19 protein-coding genes and 1 pseudogene are annotated in these 21,431 nt (G+C 68.5%); 12 read left to right on the top strand and 8 right to left on the bottom strand.

Annotated features, from left to right (window positions below):
- Positions 1–20: 20 nt before the first annotated feature.
- The 4 genes from SGFS_RS48495 (at position 21) to SGFS_RS48510 (ending at position 4,041) form a co-directional block, all read left to right on the top strand.
- On the top strand, positions 21–686 hold the full coding sequence (locus SGFS_RS48495; protein WP_286259111.1) for a haloacid dehalogenase type II: 666 nt from the start codon (positions 21–23) through the stop codon (positions 684–686).
- A gap of 46 nt (positions 687–732) precedes the next feature.
- Positions 733–2,016 (top strand): NAD(P)/FAD-dependent oxidoreductase, encoded by a 1,284-nt coding sequence (locus SGFS_RS48500; protein ID WP_286259113.1) that lies wholly within the window; start codon positions 733–735, stop codon positions 2,014–2,016.
- A gap of 154 nt (positions 2,017–2,170) precedes the next feature.
- Positions 2,171–3,580 carry an aspartate ammonia-lyase gene (gene aspA, locus SGFS_RS48505; RefSeq protein ID WP_286259114.1) on the top strand — a complete coding sequence of 470 codons (1,410 nt, stop codon included), beginning with the start codon at positions 2,171–2,173 and terminating at the stop codon, positions 3,578–3,580.
- Positions 3,581–3,687: 107 nt separating this feature from the next.
- Positions 3,688–4,041 carry a cupin domain-containing protein gene (locus tag SGFS_RS48510; protein ID WP_286259116.1) on the top strand — a complete coding sequence of 118 codons (354 nt, stop codon included), beginning with the start codon at positions 3,688–3,690 and terminating at the stop codon, positions 4,039–4,041.
- 532 nt (positions 4,042–4,573) lie between these two features.
- Here SGFS_RS48510 and SGFS_RS48515 read toward each other — a convergent pair.
- The 3 genes from SGFS_RS48515 to SGFS_RS48525 form a co-directional block, all read right to left on the bottom strand.
- On the bottom strand, positions 4,574–5,425 hold the full coding sequence (locus SGFS_RS48515) for an MBL fold metallo-hydrolase (protein WP_286259118.1): 852 nt from the start codon (positions 5,423–5,425) through the stop codon (positions 4,574–4,576).
- Positions 5,426–5,701: 276 nt separating this feature from the next.
- Positions 5,702–6,598: an alpha/beta hydrolase gene (locus SGFS_RS48520; protein WP_286259119.1), complete on the bottom strand. Its 897-nt coding sequence runs from the start codon at positions 6,596–6,598 to the stop codon at positions 5,702–5,704.
- A complete protein-coding gene (locus SGFS_RS48525; RefSeq protein WP_286259121.1) occupies positions 6,591–7,457 on the bottom strand; it encodes an alpha/beta hydrolase in 867 nt (288 codons plus the stop codon). Before SGFS_RS48525 ends, SGFS_RS48520 begins: the two co-directional genes overlap by 8 nt.
- A gap of 304 nt (positions 7,458–7,761) precedes the next feature.
- Between SGFS_RS48525 and SGFS_RS48530 the strand changes: the two genes are divergently transcribed.
- The 8 genes and pseudogenes from SGFS_RS48530 (at position 7,762) to SGFS_RS48565 (ending at position 15,903) form a co-directional block, all read left to right on the top strand.
- A complete protein-coding gene (locus tag SGFS_RS48530; RefSeq protein WP_286259122.1) occupies positions 7,762–8,484 on the top strand; it encodes a flavin reductase family protein in 723 nt (240 codons plus the stop codon).
- Positions 8,445–9,701, top strand: a complete 1,257-nt coding sequence (locus SGFS_RS48535; protein WP_286259124.1) for an alpha/beta fold hydrolase — start codon at positions 8,445–8,447, stop codon at positions 9,699–9,701. The genes SGFS_RS48530 and SGFS_RS48535 overlap by 40 nt, the downstream gene beginning before the upstream one ends.
- Before the next feature lie 69 nt (positions 9,702–9,770).
- Positions 9,771–10,559, top strand: a complete 789-nt coding sequence (locus SGFS_RS48540; RefSeq protein WP_286259125.1) for an enoyl-CoA hydratase/isomerase family protein — start codon at positions 9,771–9,773, stop codon at positions 10,557–10,559.
- 121 nt (positions 10,560–10,680) lie between these two features.
- Positions 10,681–11,307, top strand: coding sequence for a CGNR zinc finger domain-containing protein (locus SGFS_RS48545; protein WP_286259127.1), 627 nt, complete (start codon positions 10,681–10,683; stop codon positions 11,305–11,307).
- A gap of 852 nt (positions 11,308–12,159) precedes the next feature.
- Complete coding sequence (locus SGFS_RS48550) at positions 12,160–12,918, top strand: 3-oxoacid CoA-transferase subunit A (RefSeq protein ID WP_286259128.1); 759 nt, start codon at positions 12,160–12,162, stop codon at positions 12,916–12,918.
- Positions 12,915–13,591: pseudogene (locus SGFS_RS48555) on the top strand (3-oxoacid CoA-transferase subunit B). The gene SGFS_RS48550 and the pseudogene SGFS_RS48555 overlap by 4 nt, the downstream one beginning before the upstream one ends.
- 56 nt (positions 13,592–13,647) lie before the next feature.
- On the top strand, positions 13,648–14,820 hold the full coding sequence (locus SGFS_RS48560; protein WP_286259129.1) for a thiolase family protein: 1,173 nt from the start codon (positions 13,648–13,650) through the stop codon (positions 14,818–14,820).
- A gap of 456 nt (positions 14,821–15,276) precedes the next feature.
- Positions 15,277–15,903 carry a peroxiredoxin gene (locus tag SGFS_RS48565; RefSeq protein ID WP_286259131.1) on the top strand — a complete coding sequence of 209 codons (627 nt, stop codon included), beginning with the start codon at positions 15,277–15,279 and terminating at the stop codon, positions 15,901–15,903.
- Between the two features lie 529 nt (positions 15,904–16,432).
- Here the strand turns inward: SGFS_RS48565 and SGFS_RS48570 are convergent.
- The 5 genes from SGFS_RS48570 to SGFS_RS48590 form a co-directional block, all read right to left on the bottom strand.
- A complete protein-coding gene (locus SGFS_RS48570; RefSeq protein ID WP_286259132.1) occupies positions 16,433–16,795 on the bottom strand; it encodes a hypothetical protein in 363 nt (120 codons plus the stop codon).
- Positions 16,796–16,926: 131 nt separating this feature from the next.
- Entirely contained in the window at positions 16,927–17,184 is a 258-nt protein-coding gene (locus tag SGFS_RS48575) for a hypothetical protein (protein ID WP_286259133.1), read from the bottom strand.
- A 189-nt stretch (positions 17,185–17,373) separates the two neighbouring features.
- Positions 17,374–18,282, bottom strand: a complete 909-nt coding sequence (locus SGFS_RS51615) for an enoyl-CoA hydratase/isomerase family protein (protein ID WP_350284064.1) — start codon at positions 18,280–18,282, stop codon at positions 17,374–17,376.
- Positions 18,283–18,510: 228 nt separating this feature from the next.
- The gene (locus SGFS_RS48585; RefSeq protein ID WP_286259135.1) at positions 18,511–20,184 is read right to left on the bottom strand and encodes a CocE/NonD family hydrolase; all 1,674 of its coding nucleotides are present in this window, start codon (positions 20,182–20,184) and stop codon (positions 18,511–18,513) included.
- Positions 20,185–20,288: 104 nt separating this feature from the next.
- Entirely contained in the window at positions 20,289–21,167 is an 879-nt protein-coding gene (locus tag SGFS_RS48590) for an alpha/beta fold hydrolase (RefSeq protein WP_286259136.1), read from the bottom strand.
- Between the last annotated feature and the right edge of the window lie 264 nt (positions 21,168–21,431).

A 21,431-nucleotide genomic window follows, 5' to 3' on the forward strand; every position in this document is an offset into this window, starting at 1 on the left:
CCGAATTGAGGCTGAACACCATGCGAGAGATCGTCACCTTCGACGCCTATGCGACCCTGATCAACTTCGAGCTCGGCCCCACGACCCTGAAGGTCCTCGAAGACCGGCTGGACCTGGACAACCTGGACGTCGACGAGTTCCTCGACGACTTCCGCGTCATGCGCTTCCAGGCCGTCCTGGAGGCCTACCGTCCGTACCACGAGATCCTGCACTCCAGCCTGCGCAACGCCATGCGCCTGCACGGCCTGGAGTACCGCGAGTCCGACGGTGACGCCCTCGTCGAGGCCGTCCCCACCTTCGGCCCCTTCCCGGAGGTCCCGGACGCACTGCGCGCCCTGAAGACCAGGTACGAGATCGCCATCATCTCCAACACCGACGACAACATGATCGCGCGTAACGTGGAGAACATCGGCGTCGAGTTCGACCACGTCATCACCGCCCAGCAGGCCGGCGCCTACAAGCCGGACCGCCAGACCTTCGAGTACGCCTTCAAGACCATGGGCGTCGAGCCGTCGCAGGTCATCCACACCGCGCAGGGCTGGGAGTACGACCACATCCCGACCCGCGACCTCGGCCTGAAGCGCCGGGTGTGGATCAACCGCTACGGCCGCCCCGGCAGCGCCGACTACCAGCCGTACGACGAGCTGCCCGACCTGTCGGGCCTGCCGAAGCTGCTCGGCTGCTGACCGACGGCGCAACGGAAACGGACCGAGAACACAGAGGACGCACGCCATGAAGCAGATCCCCTACTGGCTGGACACAGCCCCCGCCCTGCCCGACCGTTCCGGAAAGGACCTGCCCGACGAGGCGGACGTGGTGGTGATCGGCGGCGGTCTCACCGGCCTGTCCACCGCCTATCACGCCGCTCGCAAGGGCGCCCGGGTCGTCCTGGTCGAGAAGGACAAGGTGGGCTCGGGCGCCTCCGGGCGCAACGGCAGCATGTGCACCCAGGGCATCACCATCAGCCCCGCCGAGGCGCGCAAGCGCTACGGGCAGGAGCGGGCCCGTGAGCTGTACGACGCCTTCCGCGAGGCGGTCGACGTCGTCGAGGAGCTCACCCACACCGAGAACATCGACTGCGACTTCAACCGCTCCGGGCGCCTGGGCGCGGTCTGCAAGCCCGGGCACTTCGACGGCCTGCGGGCCAAGCAGCGCGACCTGGCCGACAACTTCGGCCACGAGACGGTCGTCCTGAGCAAGAGCGAACTGCGCGCCGAGCTCGGCACGGACTACTACCACGGTGCCCTGCTCGACCCGCTCAGCGCGGGCCTGCACGTCGGCAAGTTCGTCGGCGGCCTGGCAGGCGCCGCCGAGCGTGCCGGCGCCGAGATCCACGAGCGCAACGCCGCCACCGGCCTCACCCGCCTCCCCGGCGGAGGCTTCCTGGTGGAAACCATGAACGGCACCATCCGCGCCAAGCAGGTCATGGCGGCGACGGACGCCTACACCGACAAGTCGATGCCGTGGTTCCGCAAGCGGCTGATCAACGTCGGCAGCTTCATCATCGTCACCGAGCCGCTGGGGGAGGCACGCGCCAAGGAGCTCATCCCCAACGGCCGCCTGCTGGTCGCCCACAAGAACGTCGGTCACTACGTCCGCCTCACCCCGGACAACCGCCTCGCCTTCGGCGGCCGGGCCCGCTTCGCCCCCTCCAACCCCGCCTCCGACGTCAAGAGCGGCGACATCCTCAAGCGGGAGATGACGGAGATCTTCCCGCAGCTGGCCGGGACGCGGATCGACTACGTATGGGGCGGCATGGTCGGCTTCTCCTGGGACCGCGTTCCGCACGCGGGTGACGTCAACGGCCTCTACTACTCCATGGGTTACTGCGGCCACGGCGTCCAGATGGCCACGTACATGGGCCGGGCCGTGGCCGAGATGATGGACGGCAAGCCGGAGGCCAACCCCCTGCGCGGCTTCGGCTTCCCGAAGGTGCCCGTCCCCTTCTACAACGGCACCCCCTGGTTCCTGCCGTTCGGCGGCGCCTACTACAAGGCCAAGGACAAGCTGCTCTGAGCCGATGGCGATGCCGATGCCGACGGCGTCGAAGCCGCGGGGACTTCCCCAGCAAGGGTCCTGGGACGTCCCCGCGGCTTTCCGGTCTCGCGGCCTGTTGCCGCACCCACTCACGTCCACACCTGAACCGCATCGAGGAAGGGCCCGCTCCGGAATGACCGCCGTCACCCGCAGTGAACACGATCTGCTTGGCGACCGAGACGTTCCCGTAGACGCCTACTGGGGTGTTCACACGCTGCGCGCCACGGAGAACTTCCCCATCTCGGGCATGACCATCTCCGCCTACCCGCACCTGATCGACGCGCTCGCCGCGGTCAAGGAGGCCGCCGCCCGCGCCAACGAGGAGCTCGGCCTGCTGGAGCCGAGGAAGGCCGCCGCGATCGTCGAGGCCTGCCGGGAGATACGCGAGGGCAAGCTGCACGACCAGTTCGTCGTCGACGTCATCCAGGGCGGAGCCGGCACCTCGACGAACATGAACGCCAACGAGGTCGTCGCCAACAGGGCGTTGGAGCTGCTGGGCCACGACAAGGGCCAGTACCAGTACGTGCACCCCAACGAGGACGTCAACCTCGGCCAGTCCACCAACGACGTCTACCCGACCGCGGTCAAGGTCGCGACGGTCTTCGCGGTCCGTGGACTGCTCAAGGCGATGGCCGTCCTCCAGGACTCCTTCGCCCGCAAGGCCGTCGAGTTCCGCGAGGTCCTCAAGATGGGCCGTACACAGTTGCAGGACGCGGTGCCGATGACGCTCGGCCAGGAGTTCTCCGCATACGCCGTCATGATTGACGAGGACCGCCACCGTCTTGCCGAGGCCGTCGAGCTGATCCATGAGATCAACCTGGGTGCCACGGCGATCGGCACCGGGCTCAACGCCCCCGCCGGATACGCCGAGTCGGCCCGTCGCCACCTCTCCGAGATCACCGGACTGCCGCTGGTCACGGCCGCGAACCTGGTCGAGGCCACCCAGGACTGCGGCGCGTTCGTGCAGATGTCCGGCGTGCTCAAGCGCATCGCCGTCAAGCTCTCCAAGAGCTGCAACGACCTGCGCCTGCTGTCCTCCGGGCCGCGCGCGGGCCTCGGCGAGATCAACCTGCCACCGGTGCAGGCCGGTTCGTCCATCATGCCCGGCAAGGTCAACCCGGTGATCCCCGAGGTCGTCAACCAGGTCGCCTTCGAGGTCATCGGCAACGACGTCACCATCACCATGGCCGCCGAGGCCGGACAGCTCCAGCTCAACGCCTTCGAGCCTGTCATCCTGCACTCCCTGTCGGAGTCCATCACCCACCTGCGCGCCGCCTGCCTCACCCTCGCCGAACGCTGCGTGGACGGCATCACCGCCAACACCGAGGCGCTGCGCGCGAGGGTGGAGAACTCCATCGGCCTGGTCACCGCCCTCAACCCGCACATCGGCTACACCGCGGCCACCGACATCGCCAAAGAGGCCCTCGCCAGCGGCCGGGGCGTCGCCGAACTCGTCCTGGAGAAAGGCCTGTTGCCGGCCGAGACCCTCGCCGACCTGCTGCGCCCCGAGGTCGTGGCCGGCCGGAGTCGGGCCCTGACCTGACATGCCCGGCGTACCGGCCCGGCGGGCAGCAGGCGGTTTCGTCGGGGTGGTGAGCCGTGGACCGGTGCCGCGGCTACCAACCTCTCAAGCTCAAGAAAGGAAATGGCATGTCCCTTCTGAAGACCATCGACACCAATCCCTCCTCCGCTCCGCACGAGTCCGCCCCGCTCCCGGAACGCCTGATCTCCGGCAACCCCGCCTTCAAGACCTGGGCCCAGGACGTCGCCCGCGGGGAGACGATCCGTACGGGCGTCTGGGAAGCGACGCCCGGCGAGACGCGCTCGATCAAGGGCGAGACCTTCGAGTTCTGCCACATCCTCTCCGGCATCGTCGAACTCACGCCGGAAGGAGGCGAACCGGCGGTCTACAAGGCAGGCGACAGCTTTGTCATGAAGCCGGGCTTCGTCGGTGTCTGGAAGACCATTGAAACCGTGCGCAAGGTCTATGTGATCGTGACGTGATGCTGATGCCGCGCGACTCGGCCGTAGCCCACCCGGTTCGATGCGGCGGGGGCTGGAAACGGAGCGAACCTACTCCGCCACCGCGCCGGCCCCCGACCCCGCACGGCAGTCGGCGGTGAGGCCAGGGCAGTGCGATGCCGTCCAGCTTGCCGGCTTGTGCGTCGTCGACCAGGTTGGTGAACTGGTCGAAGCTCATCTGAACGCGCGACACCGGCTACGTCCTGACCGGCCAGGCCTACCCGGTCTCCGAGATGGTGACCGTTGACGTTGACTACGACAGCTGAGGCGACGATGACCCTCGTTTCGACGTCGCCCAGTCATGGGCACGCTGCGCCGGGACCGACAGCACATGAACACGCCGGACACCGCCGCACAGGACCGGCGCAGGGAGCTCGTCGAGCATGAACTGCGTGGATGCCGTCGTACCCGCGCGGCTCGCCCTCGCGGGGGCCCCGTGGCCCTGCGCGTACCACGGGTCGGTGATCGGCTGTCAGCCGGACGCATGGCGCAGGGGAAAAGTAGGCGTGTCGCGTCAGCCCTTCACCGAACGGGCCGAGCCCCACAGGGCGCCCGGGTTGACCCGGTCCGGATGGATCTCCAGCATCGCCTGGTAGAGCTCCTCAGTGGAGGCGGTGCGCGCGACGCAGTCCTCGAAGTCATCGATGTACGCGCGGGTCTCGGCGAGAATGCCCGGGGAGTCGGGCCGGCCGGGACGCTTGTGCCCCGCCACGACATGGTCGGCTCCGAGGCCGGCAATCACGCCGAGCGCATCCTTCCACGCCTTGCGGCCCTCGCTCGGCGACTCGGCGAGATAGAGGTGCACGTCGTTGTAGGCGGCATCCCCGGCGACCACGAGTCCGATGGACGGGACGTGCAGTGCGGTCGTGTCGTCGGTGTCGGTGTGACCGAGCGGCACCACCGTCAACTCCCGGCCCTCGAGTTCGAGCACCCCCTCCTCCATCGGGCCGGCGGCCACGATGCGGTCCGGGATCTGGCCCGGGAACCTCGCGTTCCAGAAGCTCTCGACGAAGCTCGGCTCCATCTGCTTCGCCATGTGCTCGACGACCGCCGGCGTGGCGACCGCTCGGGTGTTCGGGAAGCGCTCGAGGAGGGTCGCCAGCCCGAACCAATGATCTCCATGCCCGTGGGTGACATAGACCGTCGTCAGATTCCGGTCGTACGCTTCCACCCATTCGGCGAGCGCGACGGCTTGCTGGACCGTCATGACCGGGTCGACGAGTACCGCGTCCCGCTCGCCGTAGATGAGCGTCGAGGAGATGGGCGACCACATCCGCCGCTCCACACCGGGCGGCAGATCACTGATCTCTGTGGGGATCGAGGGTGAGATGTGGACCGCGTATCGAAGGTCCTTCTTACCGGCCAAGGCCGACTCCTATCGTTTGGTCGTCATGGGGCCCGTGCCCCGCGGTCGAGGCGGCCGTGTTGGGGCGCACCTTCCGTGAACTGCTCCAGCTCCCCCGGAATACCGGGTCCGGACGCCGACCAGCCGGGTGCCTGGCTCGCCAGGCGGGGGCACTGGTGGGAGCTCGCTTCCGAGATCCTGCCGCCACTTGAACGACGAGGAGTTCACCGACGAGCTGGTCTGATCACCCATCAGGCCGGATGCTGACCCGCCGATTCCCTCGCGGGTGCACTCGATCTACGCCTGCAGAAACTTCCGGAACCAGTCGAGTGCTTCCGAGCCGGCGCGCTCGAACTGGGCGCGGTACGGGTCGAAGTGGCCGCCGGGTATGAGGATCAGCTTCTTGGGTTCGAGGGCGTCCTCGTAGGCCTCGAGAGCGACGTCGGTCACCGTCAGGAAATCGTCCTTGGCAACGATCATCAACAAAGGCGTGGGGGACACCCTGCGGATGAACGACCCCGGCTCGTACATGCGCGCCATGCGGGTGGAGCGCACGGTCACCTTGTTCTCCCAGACGCCCTCGGGCAGCTCCTGGAGATAGAAGTCGACCGCGTCGCCGGAGTAGTAGGACGCGCGGACCGCCGGATCGCTGCTGACGATCTGCTGGTACGGGAGCGGTTCCCCGCGGGCGGCGCTGCGCTCCTCCTCCGCGAACCCCTCCTCAAGGGCGGGAACGAGATGCGGAGGCACCCGCCGAAGCCCCTGCCGGTAGCCGCTGATGTTCGGGACCTGCGCGACGACGGCCTTCAGGCGCCGGTCCGTGGCACCGAGCACGATTGCGTGCCCACCGCCGTAACTGCTTCCCCAGACGCCGAGCCGGTCCGGATCGACCTCGGGCTGCGCCTCCAGGAAGGAGATCGCCCGACGCCAGTCCTCGGCCTGCACCCACGGATTGACGTCCTGACGTGGCTCGCCGTCGCTGGCGCCGAACGTGCGGTGGTCGTGGAGGAGTACGGCGAAGCCCGCCTCGGCGAACCGCCGGGCGAAGCTCTCCAGGGCGTGCTCCTTGACGCCCGCGTAGCCGTGAGCCATGGAGATGGCCGGATGCGGGCCTTCGCCTTCGGGTACGAAGTACCAGCCGCGCAGGGTCACTCCACCGTCGGCGGTGAAGGCCACGTCTCGCCTGTCAACCATGGTTCCTCTCTTCCTTACTGTCACTCCTGCCGCGCCGGGTGGGTGGCGGGCCGGTGGGGTGGGCTGCCGTCGGGGGGCCGTCGGCGAGCCAGGACTCGATCTGCTTCCAGCCCTCGGACCATTCCGGGTCGAGCATCATGGTGTGTCCGACGCCGGCTATTTTCCGGAGTCGCGCCCCGTAGCGCCGCGCAGTGGCCCGTACGGAGACGAGGGGCACGAGCCGGTCCTTCGCGGCGGCGAGTACCAGGACCGGCAGCGGCGGCACGCGCGTCGGCCGGTGGAAGAGGAACTGGTACTGGACGAGCGGGGAGTCGGGGGTCAGGCGCTTGCTCGCCTCGGCCGTCGCCGGGTCGTCCGGGTAGGCGTAGAGGATGTGGGGACCGAGCTTGATCGGCCTGCCGGCTATGTAGCGCGGCACTTCCAACGGCTGCCGGCGCAGTACGGCCAGAATCGTGTGCACCGCAGGGCGTGGGGGCAGCGGAGCGACCAGGATCATGGCAGCGGCGTTCGCCGCCGCGGCCGCGCGTTGGACGACGAGCGCGCCCATGGAGTGCCCGATCAGCACGACGGGCCCCGGGAGCGAGCGTGCGGCGCGGACGACGTCGGCCTCGTAGTCGCTCAGCGCGGAGCGGGCGGCGGTGCCGCCGCTGCCACCGTGGCCGCGCAGGGAGACCGCCCAGCTGTCGTGTCCGGCCGCGGCCGCCGCGGCCATCCAGTCCTCCCAGACCCAGGCGGCGTAGCCCAGACCGTGCACGAACAGCAACCGGGGTGTTCCGGGTGCCGCGGGTCCCACTGGCGCGGCGTGGAGCATCTCCAGTGCCGGTTCCCCGGTGAGACCTGGAAGCGTTGTTGCTTTCATAGCGGCGGACCCTAACAGCTGTGTACACAGGTGACAACGGTATGACTCTGTCATTTCGAACGCGTTGAAGCGGCCTCCCCTCGCCGGAGCCCCGCCGGGCATTTCAGTTGGCGCACACCTGGTGTTGTCACATGTGTAAGCGCTACGCTCCTGTACACACCAGAGGTCGTCCCTCTCGCCCCGCGCTTCCCCGGGGCTATCCGCACCCGGTACCGACCGGGAATCGAGCCGGCCATCGTCGCGGGCGCCGAGAGCAGGCCGAGACCGGCAGCCCTTCGGATGAGGCGTTCAACGGAGAGTGCAAATGATCATCGATACGGCATCGCTCGACGCCAGGTCGAGCTACAAACTTCTCATCGGCAGCGTTCTGCCGCGCGCGATCGCCTGGGTCAGCACCCGGTCGACCGCGGGCGTCGGCAACGTGGCCCCGGTGTCCTTCTTCACCGTCGTCGGCCGCCTTCCCCCGATCGTGTCGATCTCCCTTCAGCCCCGCTCCGACGAGGTCACCCTGAAGGACACGTTCGTCAACATCCGGGACACCGGTGAGTTCGTGGTGAACATGGCGTCGATCGGCCATGCCGACGAGGTGCACCGCTCCGCCTTCGAGTTCGACCCGGAGGTCGACGAATTCGAGGCACTCGGCCTGGAGAAGGGCAAGTGCGAGGTCGTAGCGGCGCCCCGGATCGCCGACGCCCCTGTTTCCATGGAGTGCGTGGTGGATCGGATCATCCCCATGCCCCCGATGCCGGACCACGTGGTCTGGGGGCGCGTGGAGCGCTTCCACGTGCGCGACGACCTCTACCTGCCCGGCGGGCGCATCGACATCGGTGCCCTGGGGGCCGTTGGGCGTCTGGCCGCCGAGTACTCGCTCGTCAACAACATCTTCACCACCCCCCTTCCCGAGGAGCTCGTCGAGCGTCTGCGCGTGACGCGCAGCGCGCGGCTCGATGAACGTCCGACGGACTTCTCACCCATCGACACGGCGGAATGGTCGCCTTCCGGATCAACGAGGACGGAACCGAAATGACCAGAGACTTTGTTCGCACCGACCCAGCCGGTACCGGCGGTGGCGAGGCGCTCCCGCATGCGCCGACACTGCTGCTCGTCCACGGCTTCCTGGACGATGCCACCGTTTGGGACGGCTTCGTCGAAGCCCTGAAGGGTGCCGTGGCGACGGCGCGTATCGATCTTCCGGGTTCCGGGACCCGTGCGTCCTCTGCCGAGGACACGGAGAAGCTGAGCCTGGCCCTGTTCGCCGACGAGGTCGCATCCGTCGTCGACGACATCAAGGGACCCGTCGTCGTGGTGGGCCAGAGCATGGGCTCCCAGGTTGCCGAACTCGCGGCCGCCGCCCGGCCCGGGCGCGTCGCCGGACTGGTTCTGCTCACGCCGGTCCCGCTCGGGGGCACCCGTCTGCCCGAGGAAGCCGTTGTGCCGTTCCGGGCGCTCGGCGGGAACGCGGAGGCCCAGCGTGCCGTTCGCACCCAGCTCTCGCCGGCGCTCGACAAGGAGGCACTGGACGCGCTGGGTCGCAGCGGCCTGCTGGTTGCCCCGCCCGTGGTCGCACGGTACGTCGACATCTGGAACAACGGTGTCGAGGAGGCACCGGAACAGAGCGCGTACTCCGGCCCCGTTCTCATCGTCCGCGGCGGCAGCGACGGCTTCGTCACCGAGGAAGTTGTCACTGGCGCCATCGCGCCTCGTTTCCCTGCTGCGCGTCAGGCGACGGTTCCCGGCGGTGGGCACTGGCTGCACGTGGAGTACCCCCACGCCCTGGCCCGCGAAGTCCTGGGCTTCCTCCAGAACTTGAATGCCGGCGATGCGGCTTCGGGCTGGCGCAGCGGCTTCTCGGAGCATTCCGAAAACACCTTCGCGCAGGGCTTCGCCGAGGACGTCGTGCTGGAGGCCAGCATTCTTGCCCGGCCTATCGCCGGTCGGGCGCTCGTCGCCTCTGCTCTCGCGGCTGCGAGCACGATCTACGAGTCGCTGGAGTTCACGGCCGAGGCCTCCGACGCAACCACGACCTACCTGCAGTGGAAGGCGACGGCGTTCGGCGGAGTGGAGTTCTCCGGCGTCACTCTTCTGGAGAAGAACGCAGAGGGCGATGTCGTCCGGGCGGCGATCCACCATCGTCCGCTCGGAGCAGTCCTGCGATTCTCCGCCACGGTCCGCGACCGGCTGGTCGGCGTCGTCCCGCCCGATCACTTCTATGCGGGCGACCCGCAGCCCGCTCCGGGCGCATAGCCCGGTTCCCCGTCTGTTCCGCGCGGCCACCTTCAGCAACCGTGCCTGCAGGAAAGAAATGGAAGACCGATGAGCCATCTTGGTTTCGACATCAACGACCACGTCGCCGAGATCGTCCTGGACAACCCGCCGCAGAACCGTATCGACGAACAGATGGCCGAGGAACTGCTCGCAGCGGTAGAGAAGGCGGAGTCATCGGGGGCGCGGGCGATCCTTCTGCGGGCCGAAGGGCCTGACTTCTGCTTCGGCGGGGACATCGTCACGTGGCCCGACCTCGACGTGCGGCAGCTGCGGATGCTGTTCGAGCGGTACATGTTCGCCTTCAACCGCTTCGAGCAGATTCCCGTGCCAGTGATCGCAGCGGTGAACGGCCTGTGCTTCGGCGGGGGCTTCGAACTCGCGCTGCGCTCCGACGTGATCTTCGCCGGCGAGGGGGCCCGGTTCGGGCACCCCGAGCAGACCCTGGGCATCGTCACCCTGCTTGGCGGCATCTACCGATCGGCCGCTCGTGCGGGCCGTGCCAGGGCCTACGAATGGGCACTGACCTCGGAACAGGTGCCCGCTGCCACCATGGCGCAGGCCGGAGTCGTCAACCACATCCTGCCCGATGCCGAAGTCCTCGAGGCCGCTCGGGCTTTCGCCCGCAAGGTGGCCGCAGGGCCCACCCGGGCGCACGCCGCGCACAAGGCGCTGCTGCGGATGTGGGAAGCCGGAGGCGTGAAGGCCGCCGACGACTCGATGTTCGACATCGCCATCCCCTTGTTCGAGTCCAAGGATGTGGCTGTCGCTCTCACGTCGGCCGTGGCGGCCTACAAGGCCGGACGGCCCCGACCCACCGTCGACTTCACCGGGGAATAGGTCCCCTCGCGGGGCCGTCTGCAGGCGGCCCCGCTCATGCGGTCTGGCCATGGGTCACAGGTGAAAGCGATAGGCTCTTACGGAGGCGATGCAAGCACCCTGACGGCACCAGGAGGACACGATGAGTGCGGCGGTCCAATGGCCGGCCTCGGCTCGCTATGAGGAAGTCGAACACAACGCCCCAGGCGGGCTGGGATTCGTACAGGACCTCTTGAACACAGCGAGCCTGGGCAAGCCACGCCAGCCTGACCTCCTGGAGTCCGTCGATACGGCGGAGCAATGGCTTCGGTCATCCCTCACAACGCTGAGCAGTATCGACTCCAGCGCTCCTTCCGCTCCATGCCCCCTTGATGCACGGGGCCTCGGTCGCCTCCAATCGCTGCGCGACGACCTCCGCGCCGCGCTGGCCACCGGGCATGCCGACGAACCTTCCGCCGCCGTCGCCGCACCGTCGATCGAGACGACGGCAGCCGTCACTCTGGACGCCGGAGGCGCGCGGCTGCACGCTCGCGGCAAGGGTGTCGAACTTCTCCGCTCGTACGTCATGATCCAACTGGCCGCCGCCACCTATGCCGACACGATGCGGCGACTGAAGGTGTGTGCGAACCCTCGCTGTCGCGGTGCGTTCTACGACCGCTCCAAGAACTGCTCGCGTCTCTGGCACGACGTCACCACCTGCGGGAACACCCAGAACGTACGGGCCTATCGGGCCCGTCTGAAAGAACGCGGGCTCTCCTCGGCGCGGTGATGCGATCCGCAGCGGACGCCGCCGCGCGCGGTGCGGGCGCTGCCGAAGACGCACAGCCAGCGGGACGGCGACGCCCCGCCACCGTCCGTCCCGGAGCAACCGAGGCAACCGACCCGAAGCCTGGCTGACGCCTCCTGCCGCGGCACGCTGGGCAACCTCGCCGTACAGTGTGATCCGCCCGGCGGAGTTCGCGGGATGCTCGCCGACTGCCGCTTCGTCATGCAGGCCGTCTCCTGCTTGCGCCCCGTGCCGCCTCGCACCGAACGCGGGCGTGCTGATCGCGGGGCGGGCTCTGCCGGCGGCCTTCGCCGCCCTGGTCACACCTACGTCACTCGTCCCGATCCGGCCGGAATTCCCGTCGGCCGTCGGCCGGTTGCCATCGGCACCTGGGGTTCCACGGGCGGCGACCGCTCTCGGACCCATGCCCGCCGCGCTGCTGACCGGGCTCGGTGCGGGTCTCACCCTGCCCGACCAGTCCGGAACCGCCACCCAGTCGCTGCCTGCGCGGTACGCGCTCGGCTCGGCGATCAACGCAGCCTCCGCCAGCTCCGCGCTGTCCTCGGCAACCCGCGGCGGTCACGGCCGCCGAATCCTTCCAAGGCGGCTGGCGGCTCTTCGCAGTTCGCGGTCTGGCTGCCCGTGACTACGGGCGGACAAAAGCGGCTGACCCGGCCCCCGGGTGACCCCTTCGACGCATGGCCCACTTGCCCGGCGGAAGTGCGGCACAGCCCGTCAACAACTTGTCTTGTACATAGTCATTGGTATTTTGACCATGTACGAATCGCCTCTCTCGATGTACTGTTACCGCCAGCAGGGCGGCATTGAGGCCGCTTCGCGAAAGGGTGATGTCACTTGATCTCGAAGGTCTGTCCGAGTGCCGCCGAGGCTGTGGCGGGCATCGAGGACGGGGCGACGATCATGATCGGTGGTTTCGGCAGAGCCGGTCAGCCCGTGGAGTTGATCGACGCCCTTCTTGAGCAGGGCGCCCGCGATCTCGTGGTCATCAACAACAACGCAGGCAACGGAAACACGGGCCTGGCCGCTCTGCTCGCCACAGGCCGCGTCCGCAAGATCATCTGCTCGTTCCCGCGTCAGAGTGACTCCTACGTCTTCGACCGCCTCTACCGGGCGGGGAAGATCGTGCTCGAACTCGCACCGCAGGGGACACTGGCTGAACGCATCCGAGCCGCAGGCGCGGGAATCGGCGCGTTCTTCACTCCCACCGGCTTCGGCACCCCGCTGGCCGCCGGCAAGGAGCATCGGGTCATCGGCGGGCGCGACCACGTGCTGGAACACCCTCTGCGCGCCGACCATGCGCTGGTGAGCGGCCGTCTGGCCGACCGCTGGAGCAACGTGGTGTACCGCAAGACCGCGCGGAACTTCGGGCCGATCATGGCTGCCGCCGCGCAGAGCACCGTCGTACAGGTGGACCGTGTCGTGGAGCTGGGCGCGATCGATCCCGAGACCGTTGTCACGCCGGGGATCTTCGTCGATCGGGTGGTGGGTGTCGGGGAGCGGACATGGCTGCGTGAGGGTGCCTTCGTCGGCGCCGCGGACGCGGGGGGCAACCCGAACCCGAGCACCATCGAATCACGGGACGAAAACCGATGACCGTTCTCAGCTCCGGCCTTTCCCGCCGCGAACTCGCCGCCCGCATCGCGCTCGACATTCCCGAGGGATCCGTCGTGAACCTGGGGATCGGCGCGCCGACGCTCGTGGCCGATGCCATCCCCGAAGATGTGGAAGTCGTTCTGCACACCGAGAACGGCATGCCGGCGATGGGGCCCGCACCAGTGCCAGGCCACATCGATCCGGATCTCATCAACGCGGGGAAGCAGCCGGTGACCGAGCGGCCCGGAGCCTCCTATTTCCACCACGCCGACTCGTTCGCCATGATGCGCGGAGGGCACCTGGACATCTGCGTGCTCGGGGCGTTCCAGATCTCCGAGCACGGCGACCTGGCCAACTGGCACACCGGCGCCGTCGACGCCATACCCGCGGTCGGCGGGGCGATGGACCTGGCGGTCGGGGCCAAGTCGGTGTGGGTGATGACTGATCTGCTCACCCGGACGGCACACCAAAAGTCGTCACACAGTGCACCTACCCCCTCACCGGCGTGGGCTGCGTCACCCGCGTCTACACCAACCACGCGGTATTCGACATCACCCCCGCCGGCTTTGCGGTGCGCGAGTTGTTCGGCACCGCCACGATCGACGCGCTCACCTCGGCCACCGGACTGCCCCTCAGGGATGGACGAGTTGTCCCCCTTGCCGGCCGTTCCTGACAAGACGCCAGCACAATTCCGCCACTCGACGACCATGAACGAAAACGGACGAGGTCATGACCGCTAGCTTCGTATACGACGCTCTACGAACCCCTTTCGGAAAGTACGGCAAAGCACTGGCGGGCGTACGCCCGGACGACCTCGCCGCACATGTCATGAGCGCCATCGTCGAGCGGCAGCCGGACCTGGACCCGGAGCGGATCGACGACATCGTGTTCGGCAACGCCAACGGCGCCGGCGAGGACAATCGCAATGTGGCCCGAATGGGCGCCCTGCTGGCAGGGTTCCCCACCAGCACACCCGGCGTGACCGTCAACCGCCTGTGCGGCTCCGGAGTCGAGACAGTCATACAGGGCAGCCGAGCCATCGAAGCAGGTGACGCGACGCTCGTGCTCGCCGGCGGCGTCGAGTCGATGAGCCGCGCACCGTGGGTCGTGCCCAAGCCGGACCGAGCCTACCCGGCAGGCAACGCGACCATGGTCTCCACAACCCTGGGATGGCGGCTCGTGAACCCCCGCATGCCCGAGCAGTGGACCATCCCCCTGGGACAGACAGCCGAGATCCTCGCGGAACGCTTCGCCATCTCACGCGAGGAGCAGGACGCCTTCGCCCTGCGCAGCCATCAGAACGCGGCACGCGCATTCGCCGACGGCGCCTACGCGGCAGAGATCATCGGTATGCCCGGTGTCCACCTCGACCGCGACGAGGGCATCCGCGACGACACGAGCATGGCCGCCCTTGCCGCGCTCAAGCCGGCATTCCTCGCGAACGGAAGCGTCACAGCGGGCAACTCCTCTCCCCTCAACGACGGTGCCTCCGCAGTACTGCTCGGAGCCGAGAACGCACTGCCCGGAGCACAACCCCTGGCCCGCATCACCGGACGAGGAGTGGCCGGCAACGACCCGGACGTCTTCGGCATCGCCCCGGTGGAGGCAGCCAACCGCGCCCTCGCCCGCGCCGGCAGAACCTGGTCGGACGTCGACCTCGTCGAACTCAACGAGGCATACGCCGCCCAGAGCATCGCCTGCATGCGGCTCTGGCCCGAACTCGATCCCCAGAAGGTGAACGTCGACGGCGGCGCCATCGCCATAGGCCACCCCCTCGGCGCCTCCGGAGGACGCATCGTCGGGCACCTCGCACACGCACTTGCCGCACGCGGCGGCGGTATCGGCGTCGCCGCCATCTGCATCGGCGTCGGCCAGGGACTCGCAGTAGTGCTCGAAGCATGACCAGACACACCACAACGGATAACGGCAGGGTTTCCGCCCACTGTGTGCAGCGGGATCCTTTAGATGGCGGCGACGTCGGCGACCGCTTTCGCCCGCATGGCCGCCCAGGGTTCCATTCGTGCCTACGCCCCGCACAAGCCCTGCTGCACGCCTGGGCCGTCGGCGGGATCTCCGCGGCTGACGAAGAGCGGCCTCCCCTCCTGCACGGACAGGTAAGCCTCTGTACAGGGCAGTGATAAGTCCCGTGAATCGCGCAACAGGACCGTCGGCGCGATCCGCAGCTTTCCGCCCTTGCAGAAGCGATGCGGCCGGCTCGGCACGGTCCGCGTCGCCACCGAGGCTTGGGGACCAGTGCTGTTCGCCCTCGCGTTAGTTTCGATCTGCAGGTGCTTCAGCGGCACTTCGCCGCGCATTACCTTTCCCACACCCCAACTCTGGTTGAAGGAGAACGCCGAAATGACGCTCCAAATAGGTGACCTCGCCCCGGATTTCACGGCAGAGTCCGCCACCGGTGAACTGCGTTTTCATGAATGGCTCGGCGAGAGTTGGGGAATACTGTTCTCCCATCCCGCCGACTTCACTCCGGTCTGCACCACGGAGCTCGGTGCGGCCGCCCGACTTGAACCCGAATTCGCCAGGCGTGACACGAAGATCGCTGCGGTGTCGGTCGACTCCGCCAAGGACCACCGCACCTGGGCGAAGGACATCGCCGAGACGCAGGGCGCCCAGGTCAACTTCCCTATGATCGCCGACAGTGATCGGTCTGTTGCAGACCTCTACGGGATGATCCACCCGAACGCATCCGACACAGCGACGGTGCGCACCGTCTTCGTCATCGGGCCCGACAAGAAGATCAAGCTGACCATGACATATCCGGCCAGCACGGGGCGGAACTTCGCAGAGATTCTTCGAGTACTGGACTCTCTGCAGCTCACGGCTCAGCATCAACTGGCCACGCCTGCGGACTGGCAGCAGGGCCAGGAGGTCGTCATCACCGCTGCTGTAAGTGACGAAGAGGCAGCCATTCGGTTTCCCGGATATCGAACGGTGAAGCCATACCTGCGCCTGACGGACCAGCCGTAGTCTCCCGCCGCCCATACCAGCCAATACGGCCGGAGAAAGCAATGATGTCTGCGCTGGCGCGTCGCCGTCCCGGTCGACGGCCCAGACCGCGCCGTCCGGAGCAGCGATCCCGGTCAGCTGCACCGTGATCGCGCCGGGGCCGGATCCCACGTCGACGATCCGTGCGCAGGGGACCGTTCCGGCGGCGGCCCACAGGTATGTACACAGGTTTGAATCCGGCCGGGGCGCTTCCGGAAAAGATGTCCTGACCAGCGGAAACGCTGGGCATGACCTTTCTCGTATATGCGGGCGCCGCCGCAAGCCCTCGTCCGACGAGGGCGATGCCCGGCACCTTCCCGGCCAGATAGGGCGATACGGCGTCACCACCTCGGCTGGACGTGCCCGTCACACCGCCGATCCAGTACATCTGGTACACCTCTTCGGCATCCACCCCGGAACCGCCGTCCGCTACGTCCACGCTGCCCACCCCGACAAGGCCCTGCCCTGCATCCGCTGAAGCAGGGCAGGGCAACGGGTGTGTCAGCCGCGGTTACGGCCGACGCGCCGCGCACGACCTACCTCCGAGGGGGTACGCACGAACGGGCCGCCGGGTGCGGAGGAACCCGGCGGGCCGTCCGTGTGCCGTCAGCCGGCGCCGTACGGGTCGAAGGGGGATGTCGGCGGCGGCCTGCTTCTTGGCCCTGCTGAGCTCGTCGTTGAAGCGGCCGTCCTTCAGCGGGGAGTTCGCGTCGCCCCACATGGCGTTCTGCATGCGGGCCTGGAGGTCCACGCCGTTGTTGCCGGCCGGGAACCTGGTCCAGGTCACCAGGCGCGGGAAGTCCCAGCCGCCGTCGCCCCAGGCCTCCGCCACCACGCCCCGCGCCCGGCGAAGCGGAACGAGTGGGTGTCCCACAAGTTGCCCTCCTTGTGGTAGACGACCTTGAGGCGGACCCCGTCCCTCGGGACCGCGCTGAACTGCGTGGTCGTGTAGTCGCCGTGATGGGAGACGGACGCGTACGAGGGCGTGCCCGAGCCCTGCGGCACTCAGATCACGCTCATGTCCTTCTCGAGATCAAGCTCTGGGACATCACCACCCAACAGCTCCTGGGCCCCCTCCCCACCCCCGGCGAGCCGATCACCTCCCTTGCCTTCAGTCCGGACAACGCCACTCTCCTCGTTGCCGGAAGCCACGTCCCCCTCCGCCGCTACACGGTCGACCCGAGCCGAGCCGTGGCCCAGATCTGCGCCCGCGCGGGCAACATCGATCTCACGAGAGAGGAATGGAACACGCACGTATCCCACGCGCCGTACAGAAAGGTGTGTGGCCGACAAGGCCGCTTCTGACATCGGGCTCCATCCCCGCCGTGCCGGTCCTGGCTCCCTCGTACCCCGCCCCGCACCGGACGGTGCGGGGCGGATGAAGGTGATCGTGCGTTGCCGATCCGGGTCGGAGATCGATGCCGGCCAGCCACTGGCTCGCGGTCCGGGGTGTCACGCCGAGGAGCTTCTGGGCGGAGCGCTCGGCCGTGATCGAGTGGTCCGGCTGCGCGCTGAGGGCCTGGTACATGTCCGCGATCGCTGCGGTGGCCTGCTCGCCCAACTGGGTGCGAGCGGCGCGAAGAAGACAGGGGGTCGGTCGCCTCGTAGGTCACGGCCCGCCCGAGCCGGGCGCCGAACGCCTCGGCCAGGTCCCCTCCGCTGATCGCCGGGTACTGTTCGACGGAGACCACGCCGGTGATGTCCGTGCGCTCGAACAGCACGGTGGCGGCGTCGGCGATGTCCGGATCGGTGCAGCAGAGCCATGGGCCGTTGCTGGGCGGGGCTTGCGGGGCTGTGAGGATCGGCCAACCGCTGGCAGATCCGGGTGGCGGTCGCGTCGAGGTCGGCCTGGGGCACGATCGCGCGGATCCAGCCGGTGTGCTCGAAGGCGGTCGCGGGCAGTAGTTCGCCGGTGAGCAGGAGCCAGCGGGACAGGCCCCGTCCGACCGCCTCGGGATAGCCGGACGCCCGACCCGCCGACGGTAGCGGGCGCCGGTTGAGGTGGCCGTCGCCGATGACCGTGGCGTCGCCGGCGACGATGACGTCGCAGGCCAGTGCGAGTTCGAGGCCGCCGGCGACGGCGTGACCCTGCAGTACGGCGGTCGAGGGGTTCGGGCCGGCCGCGATTCGGCTGAAGCAGGCCGACACGTCGGTCAGGAAGCCCACCGGGTTGTCGCCGTCGTCGTGAAGTTGGAGGAACTGGTGGAAGTCTCCGTCGGCACAGAAGCTCGGGCCTTTGCCCTCCACCGCGATGACGCCGTGCCGGGGTCGGCCTCGGCGCCGGTCATCTGTTTGTCCAGGGCTTCTGTCAGGGTGACATCGAGGGCGTTGCGCCGCTGAGGGCGGTTGAGCAGCAGCCACCGGACGGGGCCGCGTTCTCCAGTCGACTGGTCGGTTCGATGGGGTACAGCGGTTCGGGCTTCACTGCGGAGATCGCCGACGGGCAGGCGCCCGCCGGGGAACCATCGCCCCCGGCGGCGGGATGCCTGCCGCTTCTTCGTCGAAGCAACCGCGGCCCCGGCCCCTCGTTCTCGTTCTCGTTCTTGCTCAGCGGCGCAATCGCTCGGTCGGCTCCGCCGCCGCTACCTGTCAGCCCGGGATCACCGGCAGGACGATGCGGGAGGGCCGGTCGGGGTCGTGGAAGATCTGCTGGCGGGCCACTCGGGCCGTGGTCGCGCTCTCTTCGGGTTCGCCCGTGTTGAGGTTGCGGTCCCAGCGCGGGAAGTTGCTGGAGGTGATCTGCACCCGTATCCGGTGACCCGTCCGGAAGACGATGCTGGTCGACCACAGGTCCACGACGTGCTCGGCCGGCTCGCCCGGTGTCGCCGCGCGCACCCGCACGATGCCGTCGGTCACATTGCGGGAGACGCCGTTCTCGTCGACGTCACACAGCCGTGCCACCCAGTCGGTCGAGGGCCCGTCCGTGGCGGCGAAGAGCACGGCCTTGACGCGGCCGGTCACCTCGACGTCCTCGGCGAGGGGTTCGGTGGTGAAGACCAGGACGTCCTCGCGCGCCTCCACGTCCCTCTGGTCGAGGGGCCCGGGACGGAACTCGTCGGTCATCAGCAGCGCGCCGCCGGTGGTGGGCACGGGATCCGCCGGATCGTAGGTGAACTCCTCGGCCTGCTCGGCGACAGCGGGCGGCTCCTGCGTCAGGCGTCCATCCGCGCGCAGGTGGAAGTCCGTGTCCACGGCCCGCGACAGAGGCCACTCCGTCTCCTCGCGCCACTGGTTGACGCCCATGACGAACAGCAGCACGTTGCCCGTGTCCGGCTCCAGAGCCTCGCCGTCGCCGATCGTGCGCTGGAACCAGTCGAGCTGGAGGCCGTTCAGGGGTCCGCGCATGCCCATGAAGGCGGAGTTCGCGCTGAACCCGAAGTTGACGTCGCCGATGACGTGCTGCTGGTTGGCGTGACTCCACGGACCCATGATCAGCGTGGCGGACCGGCCGGCCCGGCGCATTGCGGTGAAGTTGTCGAGCGTGCCTTGGGTGAAGATGTCGTACCAGCCGCCGACCTGGAAGGTGGGCAGGTCGACCTCGTCGTGCCGGCCCGCGACCCGGGCCGTGCGCGCCCAGTCGGGCTCGCGCCGGGAACGCTCATAGCCCAGCTCGGGAAGGTCGTGCCGGGCGAACGCGGGAAACCGCCCGGCGGGCAGTTCGCCGTAACCGCCGTCGGCCAGGCCGTCGAGGTCCTGTACGAGACCGACGAGGCTGCCGCCGAGCGCGGCGGGGTCGGTGCTGTGCCGGCGCATCAGCGCGTCGGCGCCCATCATGAGGGACCAGGGCGCGGTGATGCCGAGCTCGATCGCGCCGCCGCGCGTCCACAGCCCGTCGTCCGGCTCGGACCAGGTGACCATCGGCGCGATCGCCTTCAGCTCCGGCGGCTTGGACAGCGCCGCCATCCACTGCGTGTTGCCGAAGTAGCTGGCGCCGATCATGCCGACGGATCCGTTGGCGCCGGGAAGGGCGGCCGCCCACCGTACGGTGTCGTACCCGTCGCTCTCCTCGTGCGTCCACGGGTCCCACTCACCCTCGGAGGCGAACCGGCCGCGGGTGTCCTGGATGACCACCATGAAGCCACGCCGAGCCGCCGCCAGGGGATCGAGGAGGGCGATCGCCAGGGCCATCTGCTTCCCGTACGGCAGCCTGCTCAGCAACACCGGCCACGGCCCCGTGCCCCCGGGGCGGTAGACATCGGCGCGCAGCACGGTGCCGTCACGCATCTCGGCCGGAACATCGAACTCGATCTGAATCTCTGCCACGTACAGCTCCTCCGCGTGTGACGACGCTGTCAGGCACATGGTCGAACCTGGTCCCCGTCCCGCACTACACCCGAACGGGGGTGGCCACGGCGCTCCCGGGGCGGTCAGGCCACCGCGTTCAGCAGGTCGGCCAGCAGGTCGGGCCGTTCCAGGGCGATGAAGTGGCCTGTTCCAGGCACCTGCGTGAAATCGGCGGCGGGCAACAGCTCCTTGTTGGCTTGCCGGTCCGAGGGTCGGGACCAGTCGTTCTCCCCGTAGACGAGGTGGACGGGTGCCTTGACCTCGGGGTAGCGCGAGCGGGCGGCGATGAGACTGGGCAGGCTCTGGTACACGGCTCGGGCGACGGTCGAGTAGCCGGGGCGGCTGCCCACCTGGAGGAGTTCGTCGAGGTAGTCCTCCCGCAGCGCGGTCTTGTCGACCAGCCCGCCCTGCAGGATCCTGCGGACGACGGGCTTGGGCTCCACCCCGGCGACCACCGGGCCCACTCCCGGAGTGAGGACACCGCTGACCACCACACGGGCGAGAAGACTGGAGCGGGCGATTCCGCCGGGGAAGTCGTACGTGTTCACCGCGACGACGCGCCGTACCCGCTCGGGCAGATCGGCCGCGGTGGTCAGGGCGAGCACCGCCCCCATGGACTCCCCGACCAACGTCACGTCGTGGAGGTCGAGTTCGGTCAGGAGCCGCTCGACGCTCGCGCGCATGGCCGGCTCGTCGTACGACGCCCCGGGCACGATCTCGGAGTAGCCCATCCCCGGCAGGTCGAGGGCGTACACGGTGTACTGGTCCGAGATCAGGGGGATGAGGGAGCGGAAGTGCTCGGCCTGCGTGCGCACGGTGTGCAGCAGGACCACGGGAGCACCGGTGCCCGCCTTGAGGTAGCGCAGTGTTCCCTCACGGCTGTGGCGTCCTGTGCGCGGGGCGATGGTGTGGCTGGTGGTCCCCGGGATGTGAATCGTGGGACGTGACTCTGAGCTGGTCATCTCGCTGGCTTCCCTCTGTGTGAACTGCTGCGGACGGGTGATTCGGACAGGGCCCGCCCGAAGGGGGCGTGACCACGGACCAGCCCTTGGATTCATTGAGAAACCGACCGGTTTCCATCATCGTAAACCGATCGGTTTCCGGGCGCAAGGCTGAGGTTGCCATCCGCAGCGACAGGGTCACTGCACAGGGGAGACGCGAGAGTGTCATTCGCGCAGCGGTCGCCGATTTCGCACTCAAGGGCTACTACGGCGCCTCTAAAATGC

The organism is Streptomyces graminofaciens (assembly GCF_030294945.1).
Lineage (GTDB): Bacteria > Actinomycetota > Actinomycetes > Streptomycetales > Streptomycetaceae > Streptomyces > Streptomyces graminofaciens.